21 protein-coding genes and 1 pseudogene are annotated in these 23,784 nt (G+C 47.9%); 7 read left to right on the top strand and 15 right to left on the bottom strand.

Annotated features, from left to right (window positions below; all coding sequences use genetic code 11):
* A partial coding sequence (locus G465_RS14205; protein ID WP_040399466.1) for a hypothetical protein occupies nucleotides 1–323 on the bottom strand: 323 nt, incomplete at its 3' end.
* Nucleotides 324–393: 70 nt separating this feature from the next.
* The gene (locus G465_RS0108915; protein WP_022654128.1) at nucleotides 394–642 is read right to left on the bottom strand and encodes a hypothetical protein; all 249 of its coding nucleotides are present in this window, start codon (nucleotides 640–642) and stop codon (nucleotides 394–396) included.
* Nucleotides 643–990: 348 nt separating this feature from the next.
* On the opposite strand from G465_RS0108915, the gene G465_RS0108920 reads away from it, so the two are divergent.
* The 3 genes from G465_RS0108920 (at nucleotide 991) to ybaK (ending at nucleotide 3,032) form a co-directional block, all read left to right on the top strand.
* Complete coding sequence (locus G465_RS0108920) at nucleotides 991–1,770, top strand: exodeoxyribonuclease III (RefSeq protein WP_022654129.1); 780 nt, start codon at nucleotides 991–993, stop codon at nucleotides 1,768–1,770.
* Nucleotides 1,771–1,887: 117 nt separating this feature from the next.
* The gene (gene pyrE / locus G465_RS0108930) at nucleotides 1,888–2,535 is read left to right on the top strand and encodes an orotate phosphoribosyltransferase (RefSeq protein WP_022654131.1); all 648 of its coding nucleotides are present in this window, start codon (nucleotides 1,888–1,890) and stop codon (nucleotides 2,533–2,535) included.
* A 5-nt stretch (nucleotides 2,536–2,540) separates the two neighbouring features.
* Entirely contained in the window at nucleotides 2,541–3,032 is a 492-nt protein-coding gene (ybaK, locus tag G465_RS0108935; RefSeq protein WP_022654132.1) for a Cys-tRNA(Pro) deacylase, read from the top strand.
* 106 nt (nucleotides 3,033–3,138) lie between these two features.
* Here ybaK and G465_RS0108940 read toward each other — a convergent pair whose 3' ends face one another.
* Both G465_RS0108940 and G465_RS0108945 read right to left on the bottom strand, forming a co-directional pair.
* Nucleotides 3,139–4,863, bottom strand: a complete 1,725-nt coding sequence (locus G465_RS0108940; protein ID WP_162138824.1) for a methyl-accepting chemotaxis protein — start codon at nucleotides 4,861–4,863, stop codon at nucleotides 3,139–3,141.
* A 126-nt stretch (nucleotides 4,864–4,989) separates the two neighbouring features.
* Nucleotides 4,990–6,177, bottom strand: a complete 1,188-nt coding sequence (locus G465_RS0108945) for an HD-GYP domain-containing protein (RefSeq protein WP_022654134.1) — start codon at nucleotides 6,175–6,177, stop codon at nucleotides 4,990–4,992.
* 253 nt (nucleotides 6,178–6,430) lie between these two features.
* Between G465_RS0108945 and secA the strand changes: the two genes are divergently transcribed.
* The 3 genes and pseudogenes from secA to rng all read left to right on the top strand — a co-directional run bounded on the left by secA (nucleotide 6,431) and on the right by rng (nucleotide 11,263).
* Nucleotides 6,431–9,154 (top strand): preprotein translocase subunit SecA, encoded by a 2,724-nt coding sequence (gene secA / locus G465_RS0108950; protein ID WP_022654135.1) that lies wholly within the window; start codon nucleotides 6,431–6,433, stop codon nucleotides 9,152–9,154.
* Nucleotides 9,151–9,762, top strand: coding sequence for a Maf family protein (locus G465_RS0108955; RefSeq protein ID WP_022654136.1), 612 nt, complete (start codon nucleotides 9,151–9,153; stop codon nucleotides 9,760–9,762). Before secA ends, G465_RS0108955 begins: the two co-directional genes overlap by 4 nt.
* A pseudogene (rng, locus tag G465_RS14210) lies at nucleotides 9,762–11,263 on the top strand (ribonuclease G). The gene G465_RS0108955 and the pseudogene rng overlap by 1 nt, the downstream one beginning before the upstream one ends.
* Before the next feature lie 4 nt (nucleotides 11,264–11,267).
* Here rng and G465_RS0108965 read toward each other — a convergent pair.
* From G465_RS0108965 to G465_RS0108975, 3 genes are all read right to left on the bottom strand, one after another.
* A complete protein-coding gene (locus G465_RS0108965) occupies nucleotides 11,268–11,567 on the bottom strand; it encodes a hypothetical protein (protein ID WP_155846524.1) in 300 nt (99 codons plus the stop codon).
* Nucleotides 11,568–11,629: 62 nt separating this feature from the next.
* Complete coding sequence (locus G465_RS0108970; protein ID WP_022654138.1) at nucleotides 11,630–13,219, bottom strand: M10 family metallopeptidase; 1,590 nt, start codon at nucleotides 13,217–13,219, stop codon at nucleotides 11,630–11,632.
* A 2-nt stretch (nucleotides 13,220–13,221) separates the two neighbouring features.
* Nucleotides 13,222–14,367: a glycosyltransferase gene (locus G465_RS0108975; RefSeq protein ID WP_211213745.1), complete on the bottom strand. Its 1,146-nt coding sequence runs from the start codon at nucleotides 14,365–14,367 to the stop codon at nucleotides 13,222–13,224.
* Nucleotides 14,368–14,563: 196 nt separating this feature from the next.
* Here G465_RS0108975 and G465_RS0108980 point away from each other — a divergent pair, with 196 nt between their 5' ends.
* Nucleotides 14,564–16,423, top strand: coding sequence for a calcium-binding protein (locus G465_RS0108980; RefSeq protein WP_022654140.1), 1,860 nt, complete (start codon nucleotides 14,564–14,566; stop codon nucleotides 16,421–16,423).
* Here the strand turns inward: G465_RS0108980 and G465_RS15485 are convergent.
* The 8 genes from G465_RS15485 to G465_RS0109020 all read right to left on the bottom strand — a co-directional run.
* On the bottom strand, nucleotides 16,420–16,599 hold the full coding sequence (locus tag G465_RS15485) for a hypothetical protein (RefSeq protein WP_022654141.1): 180 nt from the start codon (nucleotides 16,597–16,599) through the stop codon (nucleotides 16,420–16,422). The genes G465_RS0108980 and G465_RS15485 overlap by 4 nt on opposite strands.
* A 35-nt stretch (nucleotides 16,600–16,634) precedes the next feature.
* Complete coding sequence (lpxC, locus tag G465_RS0108990; protein WP_022654142.1) at nucleotides 16,635–17,558, bottom strand: UDP-3-O-acyl-N-acetylglucosamine deacetylase; 924 nt, start codon at nucleotides 17,556–17,558, stop codon at nucleotides 16,635–16,637.
* A 2-nt stretch (nucleotides 17,559–17,560) separates the two neighbouring features.
* Nucleotides 17,561–18,754, bottom strand: coding sequence for a cell division protein FtsZ (ftsZ, locus tag G465_RS0108995; protein ID WP_022654143.1), 1,194 nt, complete (start codon nucleotides 18,752–18,754; stop codon nucleotides 17,561–17,563).
* Nucleotides 18,755–18,885: 131 nt separating this feature from the next.
* Complete coding sequence (ftsA, locus tag G465_RS0109000) at nucleotides 18,886–20,100, bottom strand: cell division protein FtsA (RefSeq protein WP_022654144.1); 1,215 nt, start codon at nucleotides 20,098–20,100, stop codon at nucleotides 18,886–18,888.
* 47 nt (nucleotides 20,101–20,147) lie between these two features.
* Nucleotides 20,148–20,894, bottom strand: a complete 747-nt coding sequence (locus tag G465_RS14215) for a cell division protein FtsQ/DivIB (protein ID WP_022654145.1) — start codon at nucleotides 20,892–20,894, stop codon at nucleotides 20,148–20,150.
* Nucleotides 20,895–20,900: 6 nt separating this feature from the next.
* Entirely contained in the window at nucleotides 20,901–21,836 is a 936-nt protein-coding gene (locus G465_RS0109010) for a D-alanine--D-alanine ligase (protein ID WP_022654146.1), read from the bottom strand.
* A 47-nt stretch (nucleotides 21,837–21,883) separates the two neighbouring features.
* Nucleotides 21,884–23,284, bottom strand: coding sequence for a UDP-N-acetylmuramate--L-alanine ligase (murC, locus tag G465_RS0109015; protein ID WP_022654147.1), 1,401 nt, complete (start codon nucleotides 23,282–23,284; stop codon nucleotides 21,884–21,886).
* Between the two features lie 258 nt (nucleotides 23,285–23,542).
* Nucleotides 23,543–23,784, bottom strand: a 242-nt coding sequence (locus G465_RS0109020; protein ID WP_027405327.1) for a zinc ribbon domain-containing protein, incomplete at its 5' end; no start/stop codon positions are given.

A 23,784-nucleotide genomic window follows, 5' to 3' on the forward strand; every position in this document is an offset into this window, starting at 1 on the left:
TATTTGGGAGATTTTTTGTGACTGACACGCCAATTTAAGCGTTGTTTTTTGAACTGCCGCAGTCGAGTGGCAAATTCTTCGCAAACCACCTGAACAGTGGTTGAACCAATACTCACCCCTTCACACTTGCTAAAACCACTGGTGAGTTTTTGCAGATCAAAACCTGATAACCAAACTTGCGGTTTGTTGGTATAACGGCGCAAACTTCGGTATTGCGTTTCGTTGCAAAAATTCCACACCGTATTCACATCACGTGCCATCGCCCGCAACACTTTCGCGTGCTTGTCTTTGATGCGGAGTTTCAGTGTTTTGACGGTTTCCATGACAGAATTATAGCAAGTCGTCGTGATGTGATGATTGATATTCAGAGATAATCTGAAGAATAACAAACCATCACACTAAGACACTTTCAGCGTCCACGCTCTTGACCTCGGGCTGAACCCCGAGGCTTTCCGCGCATTGGGTAAAGGGAATGGCTGCCGCAGGGAGGCCAATCAAAATGGCCTCGAACCAAGTGCCGTACCACGTTGCCAAGCCCAAACTAGCTAGGAACAGCACTGCCAACACCGGCATAAAAATCAAATCGGCTTTATGGCGCGATTGATTCAAATGCCCTGCAATGGAAATTGTGTCGTTATTCATGTTTAACCCTTCGTTATCATACTTTGAGGGGTGATACAAAAGCTGACTGGGAGACCATCACGCCATGCCAGCCACCATAAACCACCGAAGCTATATCCCAACCACAATATCAATAGCATCACAATATACTTAGTACGTCGAGAAGGTTTCATGTTTTATCCCGAAAACACAAATTTACTGCCTTTTTACACCAAATTAGCATGATTTTCACGTTCATTTATTAAAAACAACAAATTTTTTCAAGTTCATTTTACAAATCAATAGAATAGATATTCAAGTTCTAGCCAGCATTCACGCCTTGCCACCGGCTGTGTTAGCTTTCGCTCCTTTTTTGCAAAGGCTTCTTTCATGTTACGTGTTGTTTCAGCCAATCTAAATGGCATTCGCTCTGCTGCAAGCAAAGGATTTTTTGAATGGATGACCCGTAGTGATGCCGATATTGTTTGTGTGCAAGAGCTCAAGGCACAAGCGGCCGACCTCACCGAAAGTATGAAGCACCCAGCGGGGTATCATGGTTTTTTCCATCATGCAGAGAAAAAAGGGTATTCGGGCGTAGGTCTCTACTGTCGTCAAACACCGGATCGGGTGATCTATGGCATGGGACATGAACGGTTTGATGCCGAGGGTCGGTTTATCCGAGCCGATTTCGGCATGTTATCGGTGATCTCAGTTTATTTACCCTCGGGTTCATCAAGCGAGGAAAGACAACAGGCGAAGTTTGAATTTTTAGCTGCTTTTCAACCGTTATTACAGATGATGCAGCAAGAACAACGACAATTTGTAATTTGTGGTGATTGGAATATCGCGCATCAACCCATCGACCTGAAAAATTGGAAGGGCAATCTGAAGAATTCGGGATTTTTACCCGAAGAACGGCAATGGTTGACTGATTTGTATGCCAGTGGTTGGGTTGATGTCTATCGCCAGTGTTATCCCACTGCAGGCGAGGAAGGCTATACATGGTGGAGCAATCGCGGCCAAGCGTATGCCAATAATGTTGGTTGGCGGATTGATCTGCAAGTCGCCACCCCCGCCATCGCCGCCCAAGCCAAACAGGGCTATGTCTATAAAGACCAGAAATTCTCCGACCACGCACCCTTAGTGATGGATTACCTCGATATGCCCTAAATCAATACCGATTTTTGCTGCTTTGAGCAAAGATAACGTCGCTGTTCATACCCTGCAGCAAAGACACAAAAGCTCATGGTATCCTTGTCGCATTTTTCATCGTTGAGCTTGGACACCATGAGCGATTTTCGTCAAGATTTCATTCGTTTTGCCTTAGATGAACAAGTGCTACGCTTTGGCGAGTTTGTCACCAAAGCAGGGCGTTTATCTCCCTACTTTTTCAATGCCGGTTTGTTCAACCACGGCCAAAGCTTATTGGCTTTGTCTCGCTTCTATGCCCGTTCAATTACCGAATCCGGTGTCCAATTCGACATGCTATTCGGCCCCGCTTACAAGGGCATTACCCTTGCTGCTGGCACATCGATGATGTTAGCGGCGGAGCACGGCCGAGACATTCCGGTTGCGTTTAACCGCAAAGAAGCCAAAGACCACGGTGAAGGTGGCGTGCTGATTGGGGCACCGTTGCAAGGTAAGGTGTTGATTATTGACGATGTGATTTCTGCTGGCACCTCGGTTCGCGAATCGGTCAACCTGATTCGGGCCGCTGGCGCCGAACCTGCAGGGGTGGCGATTGCCTTAGACCGCATGGAGCGTGGGCAGGGTGAATTATCCGCCACACAAGAAGTGGCACAGCAATACGGCATTCCTGTGATTGCGATTGCCACGCTGCGTGATTTGATGACCTTTTTGCAGGACAGCGAAGCACTGGCCCAATATCGCGATGCCGTCGCCGCTTATCGGGCGCAATATGGTGTTGAGGGCTGATTGAGATGAGCCAGAAACCTCCTGTCACCGCTGCCATTCGTGTGCTACGTGCACATAAAGTTGTGTTCAGCGATCATCTGTACGACTACGAAGAAAAGGGCGGCACGCGAGTGTCGTCGCAAGCCTTAGGCGTTGATGAACATGTGGTGATTAAAACATTGATTATGCAAGATGAGCAGCGCAAGCCGCTCATTGTGTTGATGCATGGTGATTGTGAGGTTTCGACGCGAAATTTGGCGCGGCAAATCGGTGTTAAAAGCATCACCCCCTGCCCGCCAGAGGTCGCCAATAAACACTCGGGCTATCTTGTTGGCGGTACCAGCCCATTTGGTACCCGTAACCCGATGCCGGTGTATATGCAGGCCAGCATTGTGGATTTAGAGAAAATTTACCTCAATGGTGGCAAGCGCGGTTATCTGATCGGTCTCTCACCTCAGGCAATTCTCCCCATCCTACAACCTACGCTGGTTGATGTTGCGATTCCTAAAGACGCTTAATGGGCAGTCGCTAACTGCCAACATACCGCGAAACCTAAGCACAAAGAACGCGCCATACCAGTCCAGATATGGCGCATTCGTCAAGACACACACTCTGCGCAACAAGCTATTGTGAGTTTGCCGACCTCGTGGTTTCGAAATAGCCCACTAACTGTTTAAGCTGATCTGCTGCGGTTTTGAGGCGTTCAGACGCGGCATAAGCCGACTGGGTTTCATGGCGATTATCGACAATTAACTCCGCAATCTGCCCCATTTTTTCCGCAATCTCCTCAGCACCAAATGCTTGCAAACGTGTCGATACCGCCGCCTGTTGCGCCAGTGCCATCACCTGCTGTGCCAAGCTTTCCAACTCCGCCCGAATCAGCTCATGATCACGAACCGTAAAGTGCAACTGTTCTGCCGTGGTTGCTAATTGCTCCACCTGTTCACCCAAACGTCCCGATTCAGCCACCGTATCACGCATCGCCACCGTCGCTTGATAGACACGGTCGTGCTGTTCCTCCGAATGTTCCGCCACTTCAAACAAGGCGGTATTGAGATGATGACAGCTGCCATAAATCCGATTCGAGACCAAACTAATCTCGTCCATCATCACTTTTAAGTGCAACTGCATCGTGGCAATAGCGCGGTTGAGCTGTCCGGTTTCACCATGCCCAGACAAATCCACTGGGTCGGTTAAATCACCCTGTGCAATGCGGTCAAAACGAGTAATGGCTTTGTTTAACGGCTGCACAATATCGCGCAAGAACACTGCCCCAACAATCAACACCGCAAAAATACCAAACGCGATCCCCGCCATAGCCGCTTCCCAAATACTGCGGTTGCGTTCGCGGGTGTCTTGATAGGCAATTTGCGCACTCGCCCGCATCGCTTGTTGCAGCTTTTGGTTGGCTTGTGCCGCCTCGTGATACAGCGGTGATAAATGCAACGAAACTAACTGGGCGGCACGTTCGAATTGACCGGCGGCTAAAGCGGCTTCAATCGGTTTTAGGCCATGCTCAAGATAACGCTGGTAGCGGTGTTCAAATGCCAGCCGCGCACTTTTTGCAGCAACATCCATTTCAACCGCTTGCACTTCCTGCCATAAGCGTTCCATCTCGGTGCGCCGTGCCTGAATATCAGCAAGGCGCGAGGCAGGGGTCATCGCCTGTTCATCTCCTTGCCGTTGTTGATCGGCATCACGCTGAAATTCAAGCAAAACCGCGCGATTCTCTAGCATCAATCGGTCGATCTCGCTGACCTTACCAATCGGAATCAATTGTTGTTGATACAACGAGGTCAAAGCATCGTTCGATAGCCGCAAACCACCAATCCCCAAGATACCACCAGCAAGCATCAAGAAAATCACAAAAATACACCCCAACCAAAAACCATTTTTAATGGTCATTAAATTGGGCAATTTGCGTTCGGGAATGCCTGCGCCGGTTTCACGCAACTGTGCATAAAGCGCCTCTGTGCGTTCAATTTCTTTACGATCAGCGCGTTGCCGTACCGACATATAGCCGATGGTTTCGTTGTTCTTTCGCACCGGCACAACACAAGCATCAACCCAATAAAAACCGCCGTCTTTACAGCGATTTTTCACCAAACCACGCCAAGGGCGGCCACGTTGTAAGGTGCGCCACATCCACGCAAAGGCCGCTGGCGGCATATCGGGATGGCGGACGATATTGTGACTACGCCCAATCAACTCATCAGCAGAAAAGCCACTGACCTTGATAAACGCTTCGTTGGCATAGATAATGACCCCCTTTAAATCGGTTTTCGAAACCAGCGAAACACCTTCTTCGAGTTCGGTTTCTCGATCAATAACAGGCAGATTCTGTTTCATCGTCATGTTGCGAGAGACCTGCTGTGACACCGCAGGCAGGGATAGCACAGCATGATAATCATGCTCCTGTTCTCGCCCTCCTATGTTGATTTTGCTATCCAGATTTAATCTCAACCCACCACAGCATTAAGAAGCCGCAGCAACAGTTTCTTTTTCTTTACTGGCCTCGGGCTTTAACCACAACCGTTTAATAATCAGCGAAGCAGAACGACATTCTTCAACCGGCACCATCGCCGTCACTTGCTGTTCAGGATTCACAATATGACAGAGTTTCGGTTGCAACATGGGCATACCTTGTACGTCATACAATACAAAAGAGGTGGGTGGTAGCTCGGGAGCAGTAGGGCGCGCTTTAATCACAGCAATTTCGCCGGTATTCAGTTTCAACAATGCCCCGGGCGGATATTTTGTGAGTAATTTAAACAACGCGGCAACTTGCAAAGCATCATAACGGGTTTCACGCTCTAAAAAGAGCTGCCGCAAAGCATTAGCAGGAAATTGCGGTTTACGCGCTGGATAGGGAATAACCATCGCGGCATACGAATCGCACAGACCAAGCAGGCGGGTGCCGGCATCCAACTGATCTCCCGCTAACTTAGCCGGATAGCCAGTACCATCACAACGCTCGTGATGTTGACTCACCCATTGCAACCACAGACTCTCGGTGACCCCCTGCCGTTGTAACAAGGCCACCGAACGCACCGAATGTTCATTCACCAAAGCCCGCTGACTGTCAGAAAGGGTTTTGCCCGCTCCTGCGAGTGCTTCATCCATTGGCCATAGGCCAAGGTCACGCGTCAGTGCCGCACAAACTAGCATCACTTTTTCCTGACCGGCAATGCCAACAGCAGGGGCTAACAAGGCCGTTAAACACGCCCCGAGAAATTGCTGAATCACCCGATAGGGATTTTGGCGATCGAGATGGCTGGCTGCCAATAGACTGTCTGGATCGTCTTGTGCGGCTTCAATTAAATGATTGGCCAAGGTTTGCACATGGGTGGAAAAATCAACTCGACAGGGATCTTGTAAGGCTAAGGCGAATAAACGCTTTAAGCTCAGGGCCATACTATCAGCCCGAGCAAAGACAGGATCTTTGAGTTGCACAGTTTTGGCAGGCAGCGGCCCACCATCTACCATCGGTTCGTCATCATCGCCAGCTTCACGCACAAACACCCCGCGCGCAAGTAAGCTATCGACATGACGTTGCATGGTAATCACATAACCTTGGCGCAACAGCAAATTGCCGTGCTCGTCGTGCAGTGCCCAAGGTAGGGGTTCGTTAAGAACCAAATCGGTCTGGCGGATGCGACGCATGGCCTTCCACACTCTAAGCTAAAGGTTTATGACAAGACTGCAATGAGACAGAACTTTTCTATATTCGCATAGGGGTAAATGAAACAAATTTATCAATTTTTGATTGACGTCAACATGAGCAACAACATAAGCATTTTTAAAGGTGTTTAATGACAAAAACATTATCAAAAAAGACCTATCGATGCTGATTAGGGTTGCGCTGTGCTACACTTGACGCCATTTCCTTGGCCTAGCCCTAGACTAAAAGACTCCAATGATTTCCACGTTGCTCAAAAAAGTATTCGGCAGTCGCAATGACCGCTTGCTTAAACAATACCGACAGACGGTGACTCGCATTAACGCACTTGAAGAGGGTTTACTAAAGCTGACGGATGCTGAATTAACAGCCAAAACTGCTGAATTTCGCCAACGAGTGAGCAATGGCGAAACATTGGCACAGCTGCTACCCGAAGCCTTCGCCGTATGCCGTGAAGCCAGCCGGCGGGTAATGAATATGCGGCACTTTGATGTCCAGCTTATCGGTGGCATGGTACTCAATGATGGCAAAATCGCCGAGATGCGCACCGGTGAGGGGAAGACCTTGGTTGCCACCTTACCGGCCTATCTCAATGCCTTGACCGGACAAGGCGTGCATGTGGTGACAGTCAACGACTATCTGGCACAACGTGACGCCAACATTATGCGGCGGCTGTATAACTTCCTCGGTTTGTCCGTTGGCGTCAATTTGTCGCAGATGCCACATGATCAAAAACAAGAGGCCTATGCTGCTGATATCACCTACGGTACCAACAACGAATTTGGCTTTGACTATCTGCGTGACAACATGGTCTATAGCCCAATGGAACGGGTACAACGTCCATTGTCTTTTGCCATCGTGGATGAAGTTGACTCGATTTTGATTGACGAGGCACGAACACCTCTGATTATTTCCGGCCCAGCCGAAGATAATGTTGATCTCTATCGCCGCATGAATGCCATCCCGCCAAAACTGATTCGGCAACAAGAGGAAGAAGGCGAAGGTGATTATTGGGTGGATGAAAAAGCCCACTCTGTATTGCTGTCAGAAGCCGGCCATGAACATGCCGAAGCCTTGCTGATTGAGGCTGGCTTGTTGAAAGAAGGCGATAGCCTCTACTCGGCAACCAATATCACCCTGATGCATCACCTCAACGCTGCTTTGAAAGCGCACGCGCTATTCCACAAAGATCAACACTATGTGGTACAGAACGGCGAAGTGGTCATTGTCGATGAATTCACTGGCCGTCTGATGTCTGGCCGCCGTTGGTCAGAAGGTTTACACCAAGCCGTTGAAGCCAAAGAGAATGTGGCAATTCAACGCGAAAACCAAACGCTGGCTTCGATTACCTTCCAAAATTACTTCCGGCTCTATCAAAAATTGTCGGGGATGACGGGAACAGCGGATACCGAAGCTTACGAATTCCAACAAATTTACGGTTTAGAAACCGTGATCATCCCGACCAACCGTCCGATGGTGCGGAAAGATCATCTCGATCTGGTATATAAAACATCGCAAGAAAAAAATGCGGCTATCGTGGCCGATATTCGGGCTTGTCGTGAACGTGGTCAGCCGGTGTTAGTGGGAACGACATCGATTGAAAGCTCTGAATTGTTGTCGCAGTTGTTACAACGCGAAGGACTTAGCCATGAAGTGCTAAATGCCAAGCAACACGCACGGGAAGCTGACATCATCACCCAAGCCGGTCGTCCGGGTGCAGTAACCATTGCCACCAATATGGCAGGGCGGGGGACGGATATTGTGTTGGGGGGCAATCCAGAGCCTGAGATTGCTGCGCTCGAAGCTGACGAGACACTGAGCCCAGAACAAAAAACCCAACGCATTGCCGAGCTGCGCCAAGCATGGCAACAACGCCATGATGCGGTATTGGCTGCCGGTGGTTTACATATTATCGGCACCGAGCGTCATGAATCACGCCGCATCGATAACCAACTGCGTGGACGGGCAGGCCGACAAGGTGACCCAGGTTCTAGCCGCTTCTATCTCAGTTTAGAAGATCCTTTGTTGCGGATTTTTGCTTCTGATCGCGTCGCTGCGATTATGGACAAGCTGAAAATGCCAGAGGGCGAGGCGATTGAACATACTTGGGTGACCCGTTCGATTGAAAATGCCCAACGCAAGGTAGAAGGCCGCAACTTTGATATTCGTAAACAACTGTTGGAATACGATGATGTGGCTAGCGATCAACGCCGTGTCATTTATCAACAGCGCAACGAAATTTTAGAGAGTCAAGATGTGGCTGAGATGGTCAGCAGCATGCGTGATGATGTGCTGTCTGGTCTGTTTGACGCCCATATTCCTCCAGAATCCATGGAAGAAGAATGGGATGTGGCTGGTTTGGAAATGGCGCTCCATGCCGAATTCCAACTCCGTTCCCCAATCGCCGATTGGCTAAGCCAAGATCAACATGCTGATTTAGTAGCGATCAAACAACGCTTGTTAGACCTTGCGCGTGACCAATATCAAGCCAAGATTGATCTGGCTGGTGTGGATGTAATGCGGCAATTTGAGCGTGCGGTGTTGTTACAACATTTTGATCAACATTGGCGTGAACACCTCGCTGCACTCGACCACCTGCGGCAAGGGATTCATCTGCGTGGCTACGCCCAGAAAAACCCGAAACAAGAATACAAACGCGAAGCATTTGAACTGTTCTCTGATATGTTGGAACGGATTAAACGCGACGTCGCACAAATTTTGATGACAGTCCAAGTGCGTGGGCAAGAAGATGTCGATGCTGTTGAACCAGAAACCATTTCGGGCATTGCCAACCACCCCGCCGCCACCGATAGCCTACATCCTATCCAATCTGGTGACGAAAACGACAACCCTTACAGCCCAGAAAACCTGGCAACCCAAGGCATTCGTGTAGGTCGTAATGACCCTTGCCCATGCGGTTCAGGCAAGAAATATAAACAATGCCACGGCAAGCTAGTATGACTGCCGTAGTTGACTTGTATCTGGCTTCTGCCAGCCCTCGCCGCGCTGAATTATTGACGCGGCTGGGGGTGGCTTACCACGTTCTCCCCAGCCATATTGACGAAACCGAAATGGCAGGGGAATCACCTTTACGCTATGTAGAGCGATTGGCACGCGCCAAAGCCCTTGCTACGCAACAGCTGTGTCAACAACAAGGACTGCCAAGCAAGCCAGTCCTCGCTGCAGATACCACTGTGGCTTTAGGCGCAACCATTTTTGGCAAACCAGATACACCAGACCATGCCCACGCGATGTTGCAGCAATTATCTGGCCAACAACATCAAGTACTCACCGCAGTCGCTATCGCCCATCAAGATGAAATCGTCAGTGTAGTATCACAAAGTGATGTCAGCTTTTTTACGATTCCCGACACATGGTTAGCGCGTTATCTCGCCAGCGGTGAGCCATTTGATAAAGCGGGGGCATACGGCATCCAAGGCTTAGCCGAGACCTTTGTCCGTAAAATCGATGGTAGCTTCTCTGGAATCATGGGCCTTCCCCTGCACGAAACTGCCTTATTGCTGCAACGCTTTGCCATCCCTTTTGTTTTACAGCCGAAAGAATCCTGATGAGTGCGCCAATACCGCTCCCCCCCCGTGATAGTGTCCGATTGAGTGATGAGATTCTGGTGAATATCACCCCACAGGAAACACGAGTGGCGATTATTGAAGATGGAGTGGTACAAGAGCTGCATATCGAACGGACAGCAAGCCGAGGGATTGTTGGCAATATCTATCTTGGCAAAGTGCGGCGCGTGTTACCAGGTATGCAGTCAGCCTTTATCGAGATTGGGTTAGAGCGCGCAGCTTTTCTGCATGTGGCAGATATCCTCGAACAACGGCAACACCCTGCAGAAACCCAACGCATTGAAAATATGCTGCGGGAAGGACAAACCCTATTGGTACAAGTAATTAAAGACCCCATCGGTACCAAAGGGGCTCGGCTCTCGACACAGATCAGTCTGGCGGGACGCTTTTTAGTCCATCTTCCACAAGAAAACCATATCGGTGTTTCACAAAAAATTGAATCAGAAACTGAACGCCAACAGTTGAAGAGCCGATTAGAAGCCTTGTTACCGAATACCGGCCCACACGGTTATATCATCCGTACCAGTGCCGATACCGCCACCGATGAAGAGTTAGCTGCCGATATCGAATATCTGACCAAGCTGTGGGCGGATATTGGTCAACAAACCAAGCTAATGCCGCCGGAAACTGTGCTCTATCAAGACCTCTCATTATCGCTGCGCGTATTGTATTACGCGATATGGTCAGTGAGAACACAGAAAAAATCATCGTTGATTCAACAGAGAATTACGAAAAAATGGCTGAGTTTGCTGCGCAATATGTCAGCCAAGCAATGAGCCGGATCGAACGCTATAGTGGCGAACGTCCTCTATTTGAACTGCATGGAATTGAAGAAGAAATCGATCGAGCGTTAGCACGCCGAGTCAATCTAAAATTTGGTGGTTATCTCATCATCGATCAAACCGAAGCCATGACAACGATTGATGTCAACACCGGCGGCTTTGTTGGCACACGCAATTTTGATGAGACGATCTTTAAAACCAATTTAGAAGCCACTCATGTGATTGCGCGGCAGCTCAGATTGCGCAATCTCGGCGGAATTATTATTGTCGATTTTATCGACATGGACAGCGACGAACACAAACAAGCGGTATTGAATGAATTGGCAAAAGCATTAGCCCGTGACCGCACCCGCGTAACCCTCAACGGGTTTACCAGTTTGGGTTTAGTGGAAATAACCCGTAAGCGGACCCGTGAGAGCTTAGCCCATGTGTTGTGTGAGCCGTGTCCTACTTGCCAAGGGCGAGGCGAGATTAAAACCGCGCAGACAGTGTGTTATGAAATTCAGCGAGAAATTGTGCGCGAAGCACGCCAATTTGAAACACGCGGCTTCCGCATCCTAGCTTCGCCACCCGTGATTGATATGTTCCTCGACGAAGAATCACAATCACTGGCGATGTTGGTCGATTTTATTGGCAAGCCTATTTCACTACAGGTTGAGACCGCCTATAGCCAAGAGCAGTTTGATATTGTTTTGCTTTAAACCATCACTCTGCTTGTTTACGCCGCCATGCTTGATTCAAACGCTCGGTGGCCTCTAACAAATCGGTGTCCGCAGTTTGCCGGCCTAGCTGCGCCTGCTGTAAGTCTTGGCTAGCCTGCTGCAACATACGCTGTGCATCCAACAATCGTTGTTCTGCCAGCGTATGAGCTTGTGTAGCTAATTGCAGTTTTTTATCTGCTTCATCAATACTGGCTTTTGCACGTTGAAAATTGAGTTGAGCCGCCAACAAAGCTTCATCTGCTGTTTGTGCCAACGCCATACCACTACAGAAACACCACAGCATGACAACAATCCATCGCCCAATTGGCTTTTTGTGACCCAACATCCGTTTTCATCCTCAAAAAATTAAGCTTGTCCGTCCAACTGATAAGCAAATTGACTCCCAACCAGCGCAATCACCTGATTCTGGTTTTCAGCTGTAGAAGCAGCCAAAGCAAACAGGCTGGCCTGTGTATGCTCACCTCGTTGCAACATGCCAGTATAAAGATTTAATGCCGCTTGGTCTGGCCAAAAACCCACTACATTGTGATACAAGACACTGACTAAATCTTGGTGACTGGCCGTTGGTGCATACGCTTTTAACATACTATCAGCGACTTGTGACATGGTTTTTCCAGCATCAAATTCAGCCAACCAACGCCCAATTTCTTTTGGTGCCGGTGCACGGTCAAATCCGGCATACCATAAGGCATACGCCTTACCACCGTTTTGGTTCATCCCCACATCAAAGGCTAAGTAACCATCACGAAAACCCACTCGCTCGACTTGGCTCAGTGTTTTAACGCCATCTGATTGGGCAGAAATAGGATTGACAATGATTGAACTACTGTCAGTCAGCTGTAATTGATAATCCTGTATTCTCCCATCTAAAACAGCCGTGTCTAATCCTTTTTCACCATTAAAACGATCTGTTCCACGACGCAGATAAACGACATTTGCCAATTCATTTCCGGTGATAACATCGTTGCTATCCGTCGCAACCACTTCCTCAATTTGCACACCAAAGGCAATTGCCAAATTATCAGCACTATTTCTGCCATCGTTGGTTTTACCAAATGAGGCAAATCCCCCCTCATTAATATCGATTGTCAAGCCAGTTGAAATGGTGGAGAAATTTAAAATATCATATCCTGCAGTATCATTTAACAACTGCATGGCCTGACCATCTTGATCTGTAAAACGATAAACATCATCTCCAGCTTGATAGGCCTTGCTGCCATATAAATACTGTAGTGCTAATAAATCATAAAGCCCCATACCTTTTTGCTGTAATTCTAAACCATTTGCCGCATCACGGTAGGACATCGTAGTGTATTGCAAGCTATCTTCTTTAACTCCTAGATAATTACCACTAATGGTTTCATTTTCACCTCCTGCATCATAATCTCCGGGGTGCTTTAAACCTAATGCATGTAATGTTTCATGGACTAAAGTAGCATAGTTGAAATGACCTGGGGTTTGGTTACTTGCATAATCACGGCTGATCCAAACATCACCATTTCTATCGGCATAACTCCCTGTGTTTGAATAAGGTAGCCAAGCATATCCTGATGATTTAGTCTGATCATTGCCACCAAAACGAAGTTGCCCATAAGTTTGGCTAGAATCATTCACTTCACGAAATGTTAGACCTATCTGTGCAGAAATTTCCTTCAAAATATCTCTAGCAGCCTGTTTTTGTTGTTCTGAAAAACGGTAAAAACCAGAGCCAGAACCATCATCAGTTCCACCATAAGTTGGTTTTGCTTCCATAAAACTGAAAGTCACTTCCACCGCCGCGCCAATCGATTTGTCTTTATTCCAACGAAAATCAATGTCCTCAAGTAAAGCATCAATCCGATAATCCCCACTGAATTTTGTTTTGAGGATTGGATTTGGAAAAGCTGGAGGAAGCGATGTCGAACCCGAGGCGGTCGGGAAAAGCGTTTTTTCCATAATTATCTAACCTTTTTCATATCGATAAGACGATCAATTAATGCCAAGTGTTGCGGTAAACACACGGTTTTTAGATCATAGTTTGCAACGGCGGTTTTTCTTGCTTGGGCACCAAGTTGTCGACCATATTCGGGTTGATTGAGCAGAAGTGCGATAGCGTCAGCCAGTTGACGAGGCTGGAAGAAATCAACCAACAATCCATTTTCACCATGACGGATCGCTTCACGCACTGGAGCCGTATCAGACGCAATAATCGGACACTGCAAACTCATCGACTCAATCAACGACCAAGACAATACAAAAGGATAGGTTAAGTAAACATGAGCGGCCGACAATCGCAGTAAAGTAATAAATTGTGGATAGGCCAAAGTCCCCACGAAATGAATCCGGCTCAAATCGAGTTTGCTTTCTACTTCTTCGAGGAAAATTTGTTTCCACGTTTTTCCAGCAGGAGGTCGTGAGCCATAGCTGACATCCTCCCCCCCCACGATCACAATCTGTGCTTCAGGACATTGTTGTTGTAACAGCGGCAAAGCACGCATGAATTGATGATAGCCGCGATATGGTTCAAGATTGCGGTTCACAAAAGTTACAATGGGATCACCATAACGCAGTTGTTTACCATCAATGGTGAGAGACACTGTGGGGTCGGGCTGCAGATTCTGGGTATCAATTCCATCATGAATCACTTCCGTGATCGGGTGTGCCCAAATAGGCAGCGTATCTCGCTGAAAATAAGTTGGTGTAACGAGGGCGTCTGCGGCATTGAATGATAATAAAAGATGGGCATTTTTCATCCGCAGGCGCTGATCACTTTCCAAGCCCTGAGCAGGAAATTCTGGGTCAAACCCAACATCAAAACCACGGGCGTGATAGAAAAATTCGTGAAATAGCAGGATAGCCGCTTCAGGAAACACATCTTTTAAGAACAAAGCTTCGCCCCACCCTGGATGCGCACAAATGATGTCCGGCACAAAGCCTTGTTCTCTTAATGCCCGAGCGGCACGAGCGCAAGATTCACCACGGATCACTTTCACCTCTTGCTCTGCAATCAGGGGATGGATGGCTGAAGAAGCGCCTCGGGTCAGTCCATAACGAAAAGTTTGCACTCCAGCTATGGCAGGGGCATGATTAATGGTTAACGCCACTACTTGATCACCCCGAGCAGCGAGAGCGGGTGCAAGGTGTTTATACTGACCGGGGAAATTTTGATGAACGAGTAGGATTTTTTTCATAAAACGTAGCGACTTGCCTCAATTGAGTAAACTCAATGATGGTTGGTAACATTGAGTCAGGTTATCATCCAACATACTATGTAGTCGATTTTTCTGATAAGGATATATCATGGCTTTCACCAGCAATACTACAGATTTAATCAGTAACTTCTATAAGATCCTGACTGGCAGTGAGCCCACAGATGAAATTACGGTTGCCGTCCGTAGTGTGGATACGGGAGAAAAATCACTGACAGATATTTTAACCAATATTTATAGTTCGCCTTCTCGAGCAAATGGCGGAGCAGAAGAAATTGCAAAAATCTTTTTAACGGTATTAGACCGTGTACCAGATTACCCTACCTATCTCGCAGCAATAAATATGCATAAAGGCGGTCAATCGATTGCGCAAATTGCAAATCTCGCACTACAAATACCAGGTAAACAGTATAGCGATGATGGGATGAAGGATAATACAACCTTTGTTCAGAAAATTTATAATGATGTTGTTGGATCAACTATTAATGTTAGATTATTGACAGAAGCGGTTTATCTGTTAGATCGAGGAGAAATTACCAGAGGAGATGTTGTTAATTATGTTATCAATCAACCTAGTGCTGCCGCTGTTAACCAACTCGCTAAAAAAGCAGAAGTAGCACTGACCTATCTTGCTGTTAATAGAAGTCATCCAACTAATACAGAATTGACAACGGCACTAAGCAAAGATTTTGTTTCAACAGCAAAGGCTGCATTAGTTAGTTCGCCGCTAGAGTGGCCAAAACTTAACGTCTCAACCACAACCATTAATGAAACTGACGTTAACGACGGCACTATCAAAGAAAAATCCCTATTTTTTAGTTTGGATGGCGCTAATTTCTCCAGCTCAGCTGCAGACACTATTCTGAAGCAGCTACAAACTTCGATTACAAAAGGGATTACCTCTAAAATTGTTAGTAAAGACAATTCATTTATTGAAGTTTCTTTATCTGGAAAAGCAACAAAGCATGACTCGTCAGTGAGCACCAAATTCAGTATTCCGTTCACAGATAAAGACTTTTCAGGTATCAAAGCAGAACAAATCTTTGGCAAAGACACTTCAATAGAAACTAAATTCTATGACTTTTTTTCGAATTTAACAGGAAATAGCATTAGTTTATCTGGGGAGATTTCTTCCACACTTAAAATTAACCTTGACACACCTATTTTAACCTTAGGAACAAATAAAGAAATTAGTGCAAACACTAAAGGTAGCATTATCTCTCTATCTGGATCAGACCTCTCAAATTTATCTAACTTTGATATGAGTTTATTAACAGGAAAAGGGACAGTTGAGTTTACTAGCACTGATAATAAAAGCATTGTTTATCAAGCATCAAACAATGGGGATAAAGTTACCACTGGTTCAGGTAATGATAAAATCACAGGTGGATCAGGGAATGATTTTTTCTTTGGGGGCTCAGGAACTGATACGATTACAGGAGGCCTAGGAAATGACACTTTTAAATTTAACAATCATAATGCATACTTAGATAATAGTGGTCATGTTACTATTACTGATTATGGTACAGGGAAAGATAGTTTAGATTTTAGCCAATTATTAGGGTATACCAAAGCGCCGAAACCGGGAACGCCTATTGTCATCTATAAAACAGCAACACAAAATATTACAAATGGCTCTGTTTATATTATTGAAGCAAACGGTCGTTGGGAAAGTGGAAATGTTCCGATCGCCCCTAAACACAATGACATTCAGGGGCTGTTTGTTGGTAATGGCATTACCGCAGATGATGTTTTTAATAACCCTACAGGGGTTTTGCGTTCAGTACTGATCACAACAGATATTCGTCGTCAAGAAGCTGATATTTGGCTGATTCAGAACGATAAAGATATCAATAATGTCTCAACTGATGAGATTCATCTGATAGGTACAGTCCAATCTGGTAGCGGTAGCTGGAATGTTGTTTTAAACAATCCATTTACAATTGTTTAAACCATTCTCTGCAAAAAACGCAATCCCACCAACACAGCCGCAAAAAGTAGGGAAAAGACTACGATAGCGCGGCCAGTGCGTAAATAGCGGCGGTCACGGGTAAAGAGGAAACAAATCAATGCCCAACCGCCGCCTACAATCAACCCAATTAACCAAAGACGAAAAAACAGCATCATGCGCTCCTTGCGTCTGTGATGATAGAAGTGACTGCTTAGACCACCATTGATTCAGGAAGTTGGTGAAAACTAGAGGGAGCGGTATCGGAAGATTGGAAAGTAACAAATTCCCACGCCTCTGGCGTGTTCAATAAAACCCGCAGCAGCTGATTATTGAGCGCGTGGCCAGATTTATGGCCAGAGAAAGCCGCAATCAGAGGATGACCGATGATATATAAATCACCGATAGCATCAAGCAGTTTATGTCTGACAAATTCATCCGGAAAACGCAGACCGTCTTGATTTAACACATATTCATCATCAATCACGATCGCGTTATCAAGATTACCACCTAAACCGAGGCCATGATTACGCATGGTTTCGACTTCATGCATAAAACCAAATGTTCGCGCACGGGCGATTTCATCGATATAAGAACGTTGGGCAAAATCAACTTCTACCGTTTGCGGTGAGCGACGAAAAACAGGGTGATTAAACTCAATAGACAATTTGACTTTAAATCCTTCATAAGGATCTAAACGTACCCATTTATCGCCTTCGCTCACTTCTAATGGTTTTTTGATACGAATGAATTTTTTGAGTGCAGGTTTTTGTTCAACAATTCCCGCAGATTGCAGTAAAAAAATAAACGGCGCAGCACTCCCATCCATAATGGGTGTTTCTTGTGCCGTCATTTCGACTACAATATTATCAATCCCTAAACCAGCGAATGCACTCATTAAGTGTTCAATAGTGCCAACCCGCACACCCTGTGAATTGACTAGCGTCGAGGATAGCCGCGTGTCATTCACAAGCGTGGGGTCGGCTTTCAGCGCACAGGGTTCGGGCAAATCTGTGCGGCAGAAAACAATCCCCGAATCGACCGGAGCAGGCCGAAGGGTTAAGCGAATGCGGTCGCCAGAGTGCAAACCAACACCGCTTGCTGTTATCACTGTTTTAAGTGTTCGCTGGTAGATCATGGTTAATCCGCTTGCTTACGCAAGAAAGCGGGGATGTCGTAAGACTCGCTAATTTCTGGCTTGGTGAAATCAACCGGCTCAACCGACGTCGATGGACGACGAGCGCGACGCATCACAGCAGGTTGACGATCTAACTCGGCCAAACCAGACAATGGTTCAAGTGGAGAATTGTCAGTGCCGGTGCGAACTACGCGAATATCAGGGCGATCTTCACGAGTGGGTTTACGTGCGGTCAAACCCGTGGCAATCAAGGTTACACGGATTTCGTCTTCTTCCATGTCTTCGACTTCTGCCGTACCGAATTTCACCTGAGCATCTGGATCGGCATACTGACGAATAATCCCCATCACCTCGTGGTATTCCTTCATCTTCAAGCAACCCGGTGCGGTCGAGATATTCACCAACACGCCACGAGCGCCATCTAAGGTGATGTCATCTAACAATGGGCTAGCTACCGCCTGTTCTGCTGCCACACGCGCACGATCGACGCCACTGGCCAGCGCCGAGCCCATCATCGCCATCCCCATTTCGCTCATCACGGTGCGCACATCAGCAAAGTCAACACTGATTAAACCAGGGGTGGTGATCACTTCGGCAATACCCGCTACCGCGCCACGCAACACATTATCAGCCTCACGGAAAGCATCGCGCATGGTGACATCGTCGCCTAGCACTTCCATCAATTTTTCATTGGGAATGACAATCAGCGAATCAACATGCTTACGCAGCGAGTCGATACCATCTTGAGCGATTTTCATCCGTTTACCTTCGTGCATAAACGGTTTAGTCACCACAGCAACAGTTAAAATTCCCAAATCTTTTGCAATTTCTGCCACCACCGGCGCAGCACCCGTTCCGGTACCACCGCCCATCCCTGCGGCAATAAACACCATATTCGAACCACGTAAAGATTCTGCAATGCGGTCACGGTCTTCAATCGCAGCGTTACGCCCCACTTCGGGCAAAGCACCCGCGCCCAAACCTTTAGTGAGGGTTTGTCCAAGCTGAATCAGGGTTGAGGCTTTATTGCGTTTTAATGCTTTTGCATCGGTATTGGCACAAATAAACTCAACACCTTGCACGCTGGCATCAATCATATTGTCGACTGCGTTACATCCTCCGCCACCGACACCGATTACTTTAATAATGGCTTCTTTGGCATGCGCCTCGTCCACCATTTCGAACACCATACTCATCACAGCCTCCTCGATTCAATTCCGTAAAGATCTTTGCCCGAACTACGTTGTCTTGAATTAAAAAATGTTATCTTTAACCAGTGGTTTACGCAGGAACCTTGTTAAATTTACCAAAAATTGCGGTAATTGGCTTAAAAGTTACCAGCAAACCATGCTTTCATTTTACTAAATAAATGACCCACTGAGCCGTTTTCGTTTTTCTCAACCGGACTAGGACGATGAATTTGGTCTTTGCCCAATGTCAACAGCCCAACAGCGGTTGAGAAGCGCGGGTTTTTCACCGCACCGGCCAAACCACCAAAATACTTTGGCACACCAACCCGAACTGGCATATGGAAAACCTCCTCGGCCAATTCGCACATGCCTTGCATCAAAGCCGAGCCACCGGTCAACACCACGCCGGACGAAATCACATCCTCAAACCCACTGCGGCGCAACTCTTGCTGCACGAGGGTAAATAATTCTTCAACACGCGGTTCGATCACCTCGGCCAACGTAGCGCGTGAGAGCTGACGCGTACCACGCTCACCCACCCCCGGCACATTGATCATTTCCCCTTGGTCAGCCAAACGCGCCAAGGCACAACCATGGGCAATTTTGAGTTCTTCTGCTTCTTTGGTCGGTGTCCGCAACGCCATCGCAATGTCGTTTGTCATCTGATCGCCGGCAATCGGAATCACTGCGGTATGGCGAATCGAGCCATTCACAAATACAGCGATATCAGTTGTTCCTCCGCCGACATCAATCAAACAGACACCCAAATCACGTTCATCGTCGGTCAAGACTGCCGTAGCCGAAGCCAACGGCTGCAAAATCAGGTCTAAGGTATCTAGACCACAACGGCGGACACATTTATTGATATTTTGCACCGCCGAAACGGCACCGGTCACAATGTGAACCCGCGCCTCCAGTCGCACCCCCGACATGCCGAGAGGCTCACGGACATCCTCTTGTCCATCGATACAAAATTCTTGCGTCAAGATATGCAACACTTGATGATCGGGAGGAATGGTTACCGCCCGTGCCGTTTCAATCACTCGATCGATGTCCGCTTGAGTGACTTCTCCATCGCGAATCGCCACCATGCCATGAGAATTCACACTCTTGATATGACTGCCGGCAATCCCTGTAAATACTTCATGAATTTTACAATCGGCCATCAGCTCGGCCTCTTCAATTGCGCGCTGAATGGCTTTGACTGTTGATTCAATATTCACCACCATGCCTTTGCGTAAGCCACGCGATGGGGCATTGCCCATGCCGATGATGTTGATTGAACCATCTTCAAGCACTTCTGCCACCACCGCCACGATTTTGGAAGTGCCAATATCGAGGCCAACTAGCATCTGATTGTGTTCCTTGGGTTTGCTCACCACATCGCTCCCAATGTCTCTTAGGCTGCTGGGGCCGTCAGACGCGACGGCATCTTGTTCACACCCGGCTTATAGTCGGGCATCTTAACTGCGAATCCATTTGGATAACGCAGATCGATATACTCAATTCGATAAGGCAAAGTGGCTAAATGTCGTGTCCATTGCCCAACAAACCGTTGGAGCCGTGGTTCAACATCAACCCGCCCAAGCTTTAATACCATGCCATTTTCTAACACCAGCTCCCAAGCTTGACGCGCTTCTAAGCGAAACTCGACCGGCTTTAAATCAGCCCGTGCCAAAATCTCGGTAAATTTAATCAATCCTTCCGCCAACTGCTTTTCACTGCCCTTAGGGCCATGTGCCAACGGTAGGACATCACTGGTAGCAGCATCAAACCACTCACCCTTTGACGATAGCAGCCCTGTTTCATCCCAGCGTGCCACCGCCACATGTTCTTCAATCCAAATATCGAGCTGATCTGGCCATTGTCGGCGCACTGCGGCACGCCGTACCCACGGCAATTTTTCAAAAGCAGCGCGGGTCGCATCAAGATTCAAGGTAAAAAATGTCCCTTTCAGTTCATTTTCAGCAATAGCACGCAATTGCTCTGCTGTCACATGATGCAATTCGCCGTCAATACGAATTTTTTTGACTGGGACATAAGGCGAGTGTGCAAGCCAAAAACCTGCTGCATACAACAGCATCAAAAATGCCGCTGTGAACAACAGGTTAGCTATCGCTTTTAAGGCCTGATGATTATCCCACATAGCGGGTTATTCCTTGTGTCGCTTCCCATCATCGGCCAAGGTACTGTCTAATACCGCTAGGCAAAGATCTTCATACTCAAGTCCTGCGGCACGAGCAGCCATCGGTACTAGGCTATGGCTGGTCATGCCGGGTGTCGTATTGATTTCTAATAGCCACGGCTGTTGTGCCGCGTCTAACATTAAATCAATCCGCCCCCACCCTTCAGCCCCCACCGCCTTGAACGCTTGTAATACCAATTGCTGAATCTGAGTTTCTAATTCAGTCGCTAAACCACTGGGGCAAAAATATTGAGTATCGTCAGTAAAATACTTATGTTCGTAGTCGTAATTGCCCTGCGGTGCTTCAATTCTGACCAAAGGCAAGGCTTGCGTACCGAGCACTGGCGCGGTGTATTCCTGACCATGTACAAATTTTTCGGCAATCACTAACGAATCACGGCTCGCCGCTTCTCGATATGCCTGTTCGAGTTGACCAGGCTGGGTCACTTTGACAATCCCAATCGACGACCCTTCATGGGCCGGTTTGACCATCACAGGTAAGCCGAGCTGCTGTTCTAAGGCAGCAAAGTCACTGTCGGCGGTTAACACCACACAATCGGGCGTGGAAATTCCCAATGCTTGCCACACCAGCTTAGTGCGGAATTTGTCCATTCCAATCGCAGAGGCCATCACTCCAGAGCCGGTGTAGGGCAAGCCAAGCACTTCTAATACCGCCTGCACCGTCCCATCTTCACCACCGCGACCATGCAAAACTAAAAAACAACGGTCAAATCCTTCTTCTTGCAACGCCCATAACGGTTTTTCCGCAGGGTCAAAAGGATAGGCGGCCACACCTCGACTGCGTAGGGCTTGCAACACACCCTGCCCACTCATCAGCGATACATCACGCTCGGCAGAATGGCCACCAAGCAACACCGCCACCTTGCCATAACGGGCTTGCATGGCAGGATCAATAGAAAAAGAAATCGGTGTTTCCACGCAGGAATCCTTTATGCGCTTACCATTTGGACTAATTTGTTTGGCAACGAGCCAATCGACCCCGCCCCCATCGTTATGACCACATCCCCATCGTGGATTTGATCCAACACCAAGGCCGGCAACTCAGCCATCTGTTCAACAAACACCGGTTCTACCTTACCCGACACACGCACTGCACGCGCCAACGCACGCCCATCCGCCGCCACAATCGCTTGTTCACCTGCGGCATACACCTCTGTCAAAATCAGGGCATCAGTTTTGGACAAGACGCGGACAAAGTCTTCGAATAAATCACGAGTACGGGTATAGCGATGCGGCTGGAAAACCAACACCAAACGCCGGTCGGGGAATGCGCCCCGCGCCGCTTCGACTGTCGCGGCCATTTCAACCGGATGGTGGCCGTAATCATCCACCAAAGTAAAACGGCGGCCATCGGGTAATGCCAATTCACCATAACGCTGGAAACGTCGCCCCACACCAGAAAATTCAGCTAAGGCTTTCACAATCGCCTCATGGCTAGCACCGCATTCCAAACCAATAGCAATCGCCGCCAGCGCGTTCAACACATTGTGGCGACCGGGTAAATTCAAGGTAATCGGTAAACGATAACTTTGCTGGTCTTCTTTCCAACAGGCTTCAAAGCGCATGGTACCTGCCACCGCTTGGATATTTTCTGCCCGTAATTGCGCTGCACTGGTGATGCCATAAGTGGTCACTGGCTTTTTCACCTGCGGCAAAATCGCCTGCACACCAGGGTCGTCCATACATAAGACGGCGCGACCATAAAAAGGCAGTTGATGTAAAAAGTCGATAAAAGCTTGGCGCAATTTTTCTAAGTCATGACCATAGGTATCCATATGATCAGCATCAATATTGGTGACCACTGACATCACCGGCATCAGATGTAAGAATGAGGCATCAGACTCATCCGCTTCCGCCACCAAAAATTCACCCGAGCCTAAACGGGCATTACTCCCCGCCGCTTCTAAACGGCCACCAATCACAAAAGTCGGGTCAAGACCAGCGGCAGCTAAAATCGATGCCACTAAACTGGTGGTGGTGGTTTTGCCGTGGGTACCAGCAATCGCAATCCCCTGCTTAAAGCGCATCAATTCTGCCAGCATCATCGCACGCGGCACCACCGGCACCCCAGCCGCCCGAGCTGCCATGACCTCAGGGTTGTCCGCTTTAACTGCGCTCGAGGTGACCACCACATCTGCGCCAGCCACATAATGGGCATCATGGCCAAAGAAAATCTCGGCACCTGCGCGTTTTAATGCTTGCGTGACTGCACCATCGGCGACATCCGATCCAGAAATACGATAACCAAGGTTTAATAACACCTCGGCAATCCCTGACATGCCAACCCCACCAATACCGACAAAATGAATATGTTTAACTTTATGTTTCATTGCACAAACGCTTCTATAAATTTAGGTAGATCAACGGTATGACTTAAGCATGAAAGGGGCAAAATAGTACAGGTAATTGCCTGTTTCTACCACTGCCGAGTTCTTCTTGACATCCTCCCCGCCCTAAAGAGCGGGGATTCCTACGGCGCTTTGGTCTAGACACAGGCCAAAGTCGCTTCGGTGGGTTCCTGTTGCTGGCGGCCTTGCTGCACCACTCACTTCACAGGCGAACTGGGTATGTCCTACCCTTTTTGTGACTTATGCGGCAGCTAAGATAGCTTGGCCGCGTTTCAGAACATTAATCGCACCGACGACATCGGCGTGGTTTTCATAGCCGCATTGCACACAAGCAAATTTAGCCTGAGTTTGGCGGTTGTTTGCTGACACATGACCGCAGCTTGGACACGTCCGGCTGGTATTTTGTGCTGGAACAGCAATGAGATGACCACCGTTCCAAGCCAATTTGTAATCTAGCTGCCGCCGGAACTCACCCCAGCCTT

This window comes from Aquaspirillum serpens DSM 68 (assembly GCF_000420525.1).
Classification (GTDB): domain Bacteria; phylum Pseudomonadota; class Gammaproteobacteria; order Burkholderiales; family Aquaspirillaceae; genus Aquaspirillum; species Aquaspirillum serpens.

Excerpts from the sequence above, each read along its gene's own strand:
- G465_RS14215 (WP_022654145.1), bottom strand. The coding sequence starts at position 20,894 with ATGTGGGATAATCATCAGGCCTTAAAAGCGATAGCTAACCTGTTGTTC.
- secA (WP_022654135.1), top strand. The coding sequence starts at position 6,431 with ATGATTTCCACGTTGCTCAAAAAAGTATTCGGCAGTCGCAATGACCGC.
- G465_RS0108915 (WP_022654128.1), bottom strand. The coding sequence starts at position 642 with ATGAATAACGACACAATTTCCATTGCAGGGCATTTGAATCAATCGCGC.
- G465_RS0108965 (WP_155846524.1), bottom strand. The coding sequence starts at position 11,567 with ATGCTGTGGTGTTTCTGTAGTGGTATGGCGTTGGCACAAACAGCAGAT.
- G465_RS0108970 (WP_022654138.1), bottom strand. The coding sequence starts at position 13,219 with ATGGAAAAAACGCTTTTCCCGACCGCCTCGGGTTCGACATCGCTTCCT.
- ftsZ (WP_022654143.1), bottom strand. The coding sequence starts at position 18,754 with ATGAGTATGGTGTTCGAAATGGTGGACGAGGCGCATGCCAAAGAAGCC.
- G465_RS0108920 (WP_022654129.1), top strand. The coding sequence starts at position 991 with ATGTTACGTGTTGTTTCAGCCAATCTAAATGGCATTCGCTCTGCTGCA.
- G465_RS0108955 (WP_022654136.1), top strand. The coding sequence starts at position 9,151 with ATGACTGCCGTAGTTGACTTGTATCTGGCTTCTGCCAGCCCTCGCCGC.
- G465_RS0108945 (WP_022654134.1), bottom strand. The coding sequence starts at position 6,177 with ATGCGTCGCATCCGCCAGACCGATTTGGTTCTTAACGAACCCCTACCT.
- G465_RS0108980 (WP_022654140.1), top strand. The coding sequence starts at position 14,564 with ATGGCTTTCACCAGCAATACTACAGATTTAATCAGTAACTTCTATAAG.
- lpxC (WP_022654142.1), bottom strand. The coding sequence starts at position 17,558 with ATGATCTACCAGCGAACACTTAAAACAGTGATAACAGCAAGCGGTGTT.
- G465_RS0108940 (WP_162138824.1), bottom strand. The coding sequence starts at position 4,863 with ATGAAACAGAATCTGCCTGTTATTGATCGAGAAACCGAACTCGAAGAA.
- ftsA (WP_022654144.1), bottom strand. The coding sequence starts at position 20,100 with ATGCTAGTTGGCCTCGATATTGGCACTTCCAAAATCGTGGCGGTGGTG.
- pyrE (WP_022654131.1), top strand. The coding sequence starts at position 1,888 with ATGAGCGATTTTCGTCAAGATTTCATTCGTTTTGCCTTAGATGAACAA.
- G465_RS0109010 (WP_022654146.1), bottom strand. The coding sequence starts at position 21,836 with ATGCAAGCCCGTTATGGCAAGGTGGCGGTGTTGCTTGGTGGCCATTCT.
- murC (WP_022654147.1), bottom strand. The coding sequence starts at position 23,284 with ATGAAACATAAAGTTAAACATATTCATTTTGTCGGTATTGGTGGGGTT.
- ybaK (WP_022654132.1), top strand. The coding sequence starts at position 2,541 with ATGAGCCAGAAACCTCCTGTCACCGCTGCCATTCGTGTGCTACGTGCA.
- G465_RS15485 (WP_022654141.1), bottom strand. The coding sequence starts at position 16,599 with ATGATGCTGTTTTTTCGTCTTTGGTTAATTGGGTTGATTGTAGGCGGC.